This window comes from Pelagerythrobacter sp. Soil_C_18, assembly GCF_057657235.1.
Genome location: NZ_JBDGIU010000005.1, coordinates 248,811 through 256,271 on the forward strand (window position 1 = coordinate 248,811; position 7,461 = coordinate 256,271).

The window sequence follows — 7,461 nt, forward strand, 5'->3', positions numbered from 1 at the left end:
CGAGGAGGACGGAACATGGTTGATCGAACGGTGATCCGGCTACTGGTCGAAGACCAGTCCGTCCTCTCCGCGTTGCGCTTCTCGCTCTCGATCGAGGGGTTCGAAATCGCCGAATGGAATGCGGCGGAAATCGATCCCCTCGTGACTGCCGCGCTGGTGATCGACGAGCGCTACTGCGGGGACGGCCTTGCCGCGCTCGAAGCGCTGCGAACGCAGAGATGCCACGCGCCGGCCATCATCCTCGCGACCAATCCGACCACCCGGCTTCGCACACGCATCGCCGCCATGGACGCCGAACTGATCGAAAAGCCGCTGCTGGGCGACGAGCTCAGCAGCGCGATCCGTGCCGCGTTCGAAATACGAAAGGCCGCATGATATGACCGCTCACCTGCCTGAAGGCCTGGAGCCATACAAGCGCACGGCGACCTTTACCGAAACGACCGTGCCAGCGGCTCTTCTCGGCGATCATTCGACCAAAAGCGGCGTCTGGGGTCTCATCCATGTGGAGGAGGGGGCATTGCGCTATCTCGTGACCGATCCGCGCCGCAATTCAACCGAACGGATACTCACACCTGAGAGCGAGCCCGGCATCGTTGAGCCGGCGATCCTCCACCGGGTCGAGCCCGTTGGCGCTGTGCAGTTCCACGTCGAGTTCCTGCACGCGCGGAGCCAAGCCAGCGCGGCGCAACCGATGGACAACGATGAGGCGAGAGGCACATGACCAATACCATCACCCGTTCGAACGGGGCTGACTTCGACACACGCTCCTTCGCCCAGCAAAAGCGGGCCGAGAAGCGCGCGGCGGCTGAGGACATCGGGGTCGACGCGCCGTTCATCGATCACCTCGTCGAGACGTTCTACGCCAAGATCCGCGAGGATGACCTGCTTGGGCCGATTTTCGCCGATCGCGTGAACGACTGGCCCGCACACCTGACGCGAATGAAGGCGTTCTGGCGCTCGGTGTTCCACAACAGCGGCGAGTTCTCGGGCAATCCGATGCTCAAACACCTTGCGATTCCCGGCCTGGAACTCCGGCATTTCTCGCATTGGCTCGACCTCTTCTACGAAACACTGCGTGAAGCAGAAGGTCAGCGTGCCGCCACGGAGCTCGTCGGGGCCCGGGCGAGGATGATTGCCGACAGCTTGCTGACCGCCATTGCAATGCGCCGCGACGGATTGGCCGGAGGGCGCGCAGGAAAGGAGCTACCGCATGCCTGATGCCGTTCTTCGCACCCAAGCCGCGGCACCGCTGCCGGAATTCCGCGATGCGCCGCCGGATGTGCTGACTCCCATCGCCGGGCTCGAGGCCAACGACAACAGCGCGCTTGCGGCGCCGCAACAACCCGAATCGCGAATGTTCGAGTTACCGGCGATCGTATGGGGCGCGATGATCGCCTGTTACGCCACCTTTCTTCTCGCGTTGCTCGGGGCGAGCGGCGGGGCACATGCGGCGTTCGCGATCGTCATCTCCGCGGTCTACGTGACGATGTTCTTCGGCACAGCGCGAGTGATGCTGAAACACGCGCCGTCACAACCGCGAAGCCCGCTGGATCGTCGAGGCGCAGTCCTGCAGACCGCCTACGGACCTTTGTCACGCGGCGAGGTCTATGGTCAGGTGCTCATCGTCCCGGCAGCCGTGGCGCTCTTTGGAATAGCGATCAGCGTCGTCGGCGCGATTGTGATGTAAGGATCGTGCCTCGACGGCCGAAGGAGCCGACAATGATCTGTCCACACTGTGGTGAACTGGCGCCTCCAGGCCCCTTGGACGTGCGCAATTGCGCACCCCGGTCGAGACCAAGGACTGACATCTCGTTGGGTACGGTTTCCCGGCTCCTGCGATGGATGCTGGCTTGGTGGCAAGGGATGCGAAATCTGTTGCCCACGGCCGCGAAGTCATCTCGTACTTGCGCGGGAACATTCCCAGTGCGCATTCGTGAATCTCCGGACGAGGGCGCAGCGCCAAGGCCGAGAGAAAAATGACCCATGAATACGACGATCCGTTTAACCCCGGCAGCGATCGAGGCGGCCGCTGTTCGGGTTCTGGCGCTCCGACATTCCGCACCGAACGAGCCGGAGGAAAAGCATATCGAACAGGCGATTCACGAACACATCTGTGCGTGTGCGGTCGACATCGAGGACCAGATAGAGGGTTCGCGATCCAGCTTGCATAATGCCATCGCGCAAAAGGTCCGCGCACGCGTCGAGCGCAAATGGCAGGCGAGGAAAGGACGGCGGTCGCTATACGACGAGGTTGACCAGGCATCGGACCAATCCTTTCCCGCCAGCGATCCGCCAGGATGGATCTGGCAGCGGCCTGCCCGCTCGCCCGAGGCGGACTGTCCGCTCCTGAACCAATAAGACTTGATCTGTCCGTTTCCGTTGCGGAAGTGCGATTTAGGTGCAGACAAGGAGGGTGGAGGTATGCTCCTTGGCATTGTACAGCGCCCTATCGGCCGCGGTGAACAACTTCTGCGGATCGAGTTCGATCTCCTGCGAGGCGAAGGCGAGCCCGATTGACACGCCGAGTGGCAGCAAATCGCCGTTCCACGGTACAGGGCAGAGAAGGTCGCCGATCAACGAACGCACTGCGAACTCCGTTTCGCTGCGCGAGCTGACAGGCGGGAGCAGAACTGCGAATTCATCGCCGCCGATCCGCGAGACCAGGCGAGCCTGAGGGAAGGCCTTCCGAAGCCGCTTCCCGAAAGCGACGAGACATGCGTCCCCCGCTGCGTGACCCCACCAATCGTTGATCTGTTTAAATCCGTCCATGTCGAACAGGATCAGCGCACCCACGCGGTCAAGCGCTGTCACCTCGCCCGGCTGTTCCAGGAAGCGCTGGAAGCGCGCGCGGTTAGCCACGCCAGTGAGCGGGTCGCATTCCGCCTGCGTTCGCAGAACTTCCCACCGTGCGTGGTCCTCGGTGATGTCCTGCTTCATTCCGTAGAGCGCCTTGGCCCGTCCATTGGAACTTCGCGTTGCTGCGGTGATCCGTATCCAGCGCTCAGTGCCGTCGGGCCGAACGATGTTGGCATCGAGCGAAAAGCCTGAACAGGTTTCGATCGCCTGCGATCGCTTCCGTTCGAGCAGTTCGCGGGACTGTTCACCATAGACTTCGACAATGGCTTGGCGATCGAGGACTTGCTGGCTCGAGAGGCCGAAGATGTCGAAGACGCCAGCGGTCCAAGCAAGCCGCTCGCTTGCGAGATCGCACGTCCACGCTCCCATCGGAACGAGTGACGCGGCGTGGTCGTAAAGCTCCAATGCGTTCGGGCCGTCGTCATTAGAGACGGTCGAGCCGACATCGAAGCCTTTCCTCGCTAGTATCGGTCTCATCGACTCCGCTCTAGATGCACCTCGCTCAACTCAGAGGGGGCAACTTCCACGTCTTGGCATCTCCGAGTAAACGCTGCGTTTACGAACATGCGCGAAGTAGCTGTTTGGAGCCTACAGCGACCGCGAGTGGGCCGTTAGGCGCCTGGCAGCTTCCAGGCGGAGGTCATCGGATAGCTGCCGTTCCAGAGCCGAGTCATAGGCGGGCAGCTGCCGCCGACATTCCTGCCATTCCCAGCCTCAGGTCGGCCCGTCAAAACCGGGCGTACGTTCACACGGCAACATCAGCCGACAAATGGCGGCTATCGCTCGCACCTAAGGCGTGCTTAGCGGCAGAAGGGCGGTGAGCGGACGGGCTCTGTGGGTCACTTACTCGGGGCGGCAGATTCATTTCCTATGAACGCGATCTCCAGTTCGCCCGTCGCATTCACTAGCTGGATGGCAGAAAGTATGCACGAATAGCGCTCCGCAAAGGCGCTGAAGTCGCGCACTGCTTCGAGCGGTGGTTGAAAAGCAAGTGCACCACGGAATGATCGGATCGTCTCCCCTTTCGCCAAACCACAATGGTCCTCCAACGCCTCGGCAAAGAGGACGTCGCTTGCGAAGTCTGCCCGCTTAGGGAAGCTTTGAAGAAGTCCACGCTTGCCAAGTTCGGCCTCGGCTCTTGCCAACGCTTCCGGGCGGTAAAGTTCCTCCAGGAAGGCGTAATACCGACCGCTCAGCTCTTGATCATCGAAGGTCACAATGTCGGGCCTCACAGCCTCATGGATGCACTGGAACATCGACGGGGCGGCATTCGCGGAGGTGCCGATAACCACCTCATAGGATTGCAGGTAATCCTGATAAGACACTTGAAGGCCTTGCGCGGACAGGCCGCACTCGATCAGCTTCTTCTCGATGGCCTGCTCGTAAGAAGGTGGGGATTCGGGGAGCGCGTCCATCAATCGATTAAAGTGCATTAGGCGAATGTCTGCAATGTTGTCGTGTGGACTGGCCTCTTCCGAATAAACGACACGCCGAGCCGACATTGAACACAGCGGTCCATCAGTTGACCGGAACCGCCGACATAGCCGTCATTCAGCGATCCAAATCGGCTTCCCGATACCGGTCATTGGTTCAGCGCATTTTCTAGCAACTGAAACGGCTTTTTGTGGGCCGGAAACGGACCTTCAGTTTCAGGGTGTTGAAGGACGCAAAGCGGCCCGTCATCTCAAAGTTGATCAAAAGACTGGTGGGCTTGCTTTTGGAGGGCCTTGGAAAGCGAGGAAAGCGACAAGGAATTTGGTTCCCGCCTGTGACACTGCTGAGCTTTATCGCTCCCGTGACCATCTCCATCTGACCGAGCATTCGTATCAGTCTGGCGTTCGATCATCTCGAACAAACCCGTGCATACCGAACCACCATTGCAGCGCGATGATCGCGCCCTTGGCGGGCTGAAGTATCGTGAGCAGCAAGACGAGGCTAAGTGCGACGACTACTCCACCAAGCCAGGCGGTTGACAGACCGTCGGCGATTACGAGCGCAATGATGATCGGGGCCATCAAGTGCCCAGTTATGAAGATCGAGACATAGGCCGGAAAATCATCGGCCCGCTGCAATGACCAGTCCTGCCCGCAATGCGAGCATAAATCGACAGGTTTCAGGAACCGCGCAAACAACCGCCTTTCGCCGCAGCGCGGACAGCGTCCTCTGGCACCGCGAAGCATGGCGCGCGGGGCTGAGGTAGGAAGATCAGGCGCGGCGTCTACCGGAGCGGACATCTCTGCGGCGTCGTTCTGACTACCGTCCTCGCAGGCGCGATCCATCAGGGTTGACATAAAATCGGGCACGGGCCGGTGTCGTCCGTCTAGCTGGAAAGTTACTTGCGCTCTAATTGATGCAAAGATAAATATCTATGCGCTATATATGATGGTTTAAACATCAGGGTGCATTGATGATAACAAGCCAGCAAATGCGCGCTGCCCGCGCCCTGGTTGGAATAGACCAGCGTCAGCTCGCCGAACTTTCCGGTCTCTCCTTGCCGACGATCCAGCGCATGGAAGCGTCCAACGGCCAGGTGCGCGGCGTGATCGACACGCTGGTCAAGGTCGTTTCAGCATTCGAGGCAGCGGGCATTGAACTCATTGGCGAGAACGCTCCCAGCACCGGAGCGGGGCGTGGCGTCCGACTTCGCGAGGCTGCCGCGAGCGGCGACCAATGACAGCGAATTCGCTTACCCCCAAGCTGCTGACCGTTCTTCACGAAGGCTACTCCTTCGACGACTTCCGCGCCGACGCGCTCGCCGGACTGACGGTGGCCGTCGTCGCATTACCGCTTTCGATGGCACTGGCCATCGCCAGCGGGGCCTCGCCGGACAAGGGCCTGGTGACGGCTGTCGTGGCCGGGTTCCTGATCTCAGTGCTCGGCGGGTCGCGGACCCAGGTTGGCGGCCCGACCGGTGCCTTTGTCGTTGTCATCTTCAATATCATCGCGATCCATGGCTATGACGGGTTGTTGGTGGCGACGCTGCTCGCGGGGCTGATCCTCGTTGCGGCAGGCCTCTTACGCGTGGGCCAGCTCATCAAGTTCATGCCGCATCCGGTCATCACCGGCTTTACCGCAGGGATCGCGGTGATCATCGTATCGAGCCAGGTAAAGGACTTCCTCGGCCTTACCATGGCCGAGGTGCCCGCCGAGTTCCTGCCCAAATTGGCAGCCTATTTCGGTGCCGTCGAAACGATCGATCCGGCAACTTTCGCTGTCGGCACTGGCGCGCTGGCGGCAATCATCGCGCTGCGCAATTTCGCACCGAAGCTGCCAGGCTTCCTCATTGCCATCATACTGGCGGCGCTGGTGGTCCACTTCCTGCGTCTGCCGGTCGATACCATCGGCACGCGCTTTCCCGATATTCCCCGCGGTCTGCCCGCCCCGAGTTTGCCCGACATTACGCTGGTGACGGTGCAGGAGGTCCTGCCTTCGGCCTTCACGATTGCTTTCCTGGCGGGGATCGAGGCGCTGCTGTCGGCGGTTGTCGCCGATGGTATGGTCGGCACGCGGCATCGCTCGAACCAGGAACTGATCGGACAGGGCGTCGCCAATATTGGCTCGGCACTGTTCGGCGGCTTGCCTGCAACAGGTGCGATTGCGCGCACGGCCACCAACATCAGGGCGGGCGGGCGTTCGCCGGTGGCGGGCATGATGCACGCCGTCTTCCTGCTCCTGTTCGTGCTCTTCGGCACCGATCTGATGGCCTATGTTCCGATGGCCGCGCTTGCCGCGATTCTGTTTCTCGTTGCCTGGGGCATGAGCGAGTACGAGCGCTTCTTCGTGCTGCTGCGCATGCCCAACTCGGACCGCGCGGTGCTGCTCATAACTTTCGGCCTCACAGTGCTGGTCGACCTGACCGTCGCCATCGGTGTTGGCGTGACGCTCGCCTCGCTCCTGTTTATGACGCGCATGGCCGAAAGCGTAGCCGTGGACACGAGCGGCGCCCGCGATCCCGACCTCGACAGCGAGGATATGGCGCAGCGCGAGGATCTTCCCGATGGGATCGAGGTGTTCCGGATCACCGGCCCGTTCTTCTTCGGCGTTGCCGGGGAGTTGCTCGACACCTTCAGGCGGCTTGGCCAACGACCGAAGGTCATTATTCTGCGGCTCCGGCTTGTCCCGCTGCTCGATGCCAGCGGCGCACGAGCGCTGGAGGAATTCGTCAGGCAGGCCCGCATGGGAGGAGTCGACATCGTGATGTCCGGCGTTCAGCCGCAACCCATGTCAGTGCTCGAACGCCTCGGCTTGGGTCAGAAGACTTACGAGGTGCACCACGCCCCGAACTTCGTTTCCGCTCAGGAAATGGCGCGCAAGCTGGCCATCTGAACTCGCGACGAAGTTCAATGGCAGCTTTTGGAGCTACGGAAGGAGGCCTCGAATGTCCGACTTTTGGGCGCAAAGCCGACGACGATACCCGCCAACAAAGTGGGCGTTCCTCATCTAAAACTCACATGTTGAAAGCTGCCGTACGTCAATCACTTGGTTTGTGATCAAATCTGGGTCGGCGGGGGAGAGGCAGGTTTTGGGCGGCCACTCAAATATCCAGCGGTTTGGATGGCAGGTGCGAAACTCGCAGTTTGATTTGGCGGGCAGCTAGCGCCCGCG

Annotated in this window: 10 protein-coding genes; 7 read left to right on the forward strand and 3 right to left on the reverse strand. The window is 61.0% G+C overall.

Translation table 11 applies throughout. From position 1 onward, the window contains the following. Positions 1-15 precede the first annotated feature (15 nt). The 5 genes from AC3A5N_RS12695 (at position 16) to AC3A5N_RS12715 (ending at position 2,358) form a co-directional block, all read left to right on the forward strand. Positions 16-375, forward strand: coding sequence for a response regulator (locus tag AC3A5N_RS12695; RefSeq protein WP_487737685.1), 360 nt, complete (start codon positions 16-18; stop codon positions 373-375). Position 376: 1 nt separating this feature from the next. After that, entirely contained in the window at positions 377-721 is a 345-nt protein-coding gene (locus AC3A5N_RS12700) for a TehB family protein (protein ID WP_487737686.1), read from the forward strand. After that, positions 718-1,218 carry a group III truncated hemoglobin gene (locus AC3A5N_RS12705; protein ID WP_487737687.1) on the forward strand — a complete coding sequence of 167 codons (501 nt, stop codon included), beginning with the start codon at positions 718-720 and terminating at the stop codon, positions 1,216-1,218. Before AC3A5N_RS12700 ends, AC3A5N_RS12705 begins: the two co-directional genes overlap by 4 nt. Continuing rightward, positions 1,211-1,687 (forward strand): hypothetical protein, encoded by a 477-nt coding sequence (locus tag AC3A5N_RS12710; protein WP_487737688.1) that lies wholly within the window; start codon positions 1,211-1,213, stop codon positions 1,685-1,687. Before AC3A5N_RS12705 ends, AC3A5N_RS12710 begins: the two co-directional genes overlap by 8 nt. Before the next feature lie 296 nt (positions 1,688-1,983). Continuing rightward, positions 1,984-2,358, forward strand: coding sequence for a hypothetical protein (locus AC3A5N_RS12715; protein WP_487737689.1), 375 nt, complete (start codon positions 1,984-1,986; stop codon positions 2,356-2,358). Positions 2,359-2,394: 36 nt separating this feature from the next. Here AC3A5N_RS12715 and AC3A5N_RS12720 read toward each other — a convergent pair whose 3' ends face one another. From AC3A5N_RS12720 to AC3A5N_RS12730, 3 genes are all read right to left on the reverse strand, one after another. Next, on the reverse strand, positions 2,395-3,333 hold the full coding sequence (locus AC3A5N_RS12720) for a GGDEF domain-containing protein (RefSeq protein WP_487737690.1): 939 nt from the start codon (positions 3,331-3,333) through the stop codon (positions 2,395-2,397). A gap of 362 nt (positions 3,334-3,695) precedes the next feature. Next, a complete protein-coding gene (locus tag AC3A5N_RS12725) occupies positions 3,696-4,271 on the reverse strand; it encodes a hypothetical protein (protein ID WP_487737691.1) in 576 nt (191 codons plus the stop codon). Positions 4,272-4,682: 411 nt separating this feature from the next. Beyond that, positions 4,683-5,090 (reverse strand): DUF983 domain-containing protein, encoded by a 408-nt coding sequence (locus AC3A5N_RS12730; RefSeq protein WP_487737705.1) that lies wholly within the window; start codon positions 5,088-5,090, stop codon positions 4,683-4,685. A 173-nt stretch (positions 5,091-5,263) separates the two neighbouring features. On the opposite strand from AC3A5N_RS12730, the gene AC3A5N_RS12735 reads away from it, so the two are divergent. Next, complete coding sequence (locus AC3A5N_RS12735) at positions 5,264-5,530, forward strand: helix-turn-helix domain-containing protein (protein WP_487737692.1); 267 nt, start codon at positions 5,264-5,266, stop codon at positions 5,528-5,530. Beyond that, positions 5,527-7,182, forward strand: a complete 1,656-nt coding sequence (locus tag AC3A5N_RS12740) for a SulP family inorganic anion transporter (RefSeq protein ID WP_487737693.1) — start codon at positions 5,527-5,529, stop codon at positions 7,180-7,182. The genes AC3A5N_RS12735 and AC3A5N_RS12740 overlap by 4 nt, the downstream gene beginning before the upstream one ends. Positions 7,183-7,461: the final 279 nt, after the last annotated feature.

Coding starts and splice junctions, on each gene's coding strand:
- AC3A5N_RS12735 (WP_487737692.1), top strand. CDS start 5,264: ATGATAACAAGCCAGCAAATGCGCGCTGCCCGCGCCCTGGTTGGAATA.
- AC3A5N_RS12710 (WP_487737688.1), top strand. CDS start 1,211: ATGCCTGATGCCGTTCTTCGCACCCAAGCCGCGGCACCGCTGCCGGAA.
- AC3A5N_RS12705 (WP_487737687.1), top strand. CDS start 718: ATGACCAATACCATCACCCGTTCGAACGGGGCTGACTTCGACACACGC.
- AC3A5N_RS12715 (WP_487737689.1), top strand. CDS start 1,984: ATGAATACGACGATCCGTTTAACCCCGGCAGCGATCGAGGCGGCCGCT.
- AC3A5N_RS12730 (WP_487737705.1), bottom strand. CDS start 5,090: ATGTCCGCTCCGGTAGACGCCGCGCCTGATCTTCCTACCTCAGCCCCG.
- AC3A5N_RS12700 (WP_487737686.1), top strand. CDS start 377: ATGACCGCTCACCTGCCTGAAGGCCTGGAGCCATACAAGCGCACGGCG.
- AC3A5N_RS12740 (WP_487737693.1), top strand. CDS start 5,527: ATGACAGCGAATTCGCTTACCCCCAAGCTGCTGACCGTTCTTCACGAA.
- AC3A5N_RS12695 (WP_487737685.1), top strand. CDS start 16: ATGGTTGATCGAACGGTGATCCGGCTACTGGTCGAAGACCAGTCCGTC.
- AC3A5N_RS12725 (WP_487737691.1), bottom strand. CDS start 4,271: ATGGACGCGCTCCCCGAATCCCCACCTTCTTACGAGCAGGCCATCGAG.
- AC3A5N_RS12720 (WP_487737690.1), bottom strand. CDS start 3,333: ATGAGACCGATACTAGCGAGGAAAGGCTTCGATGTCGGCTCGACCGTC.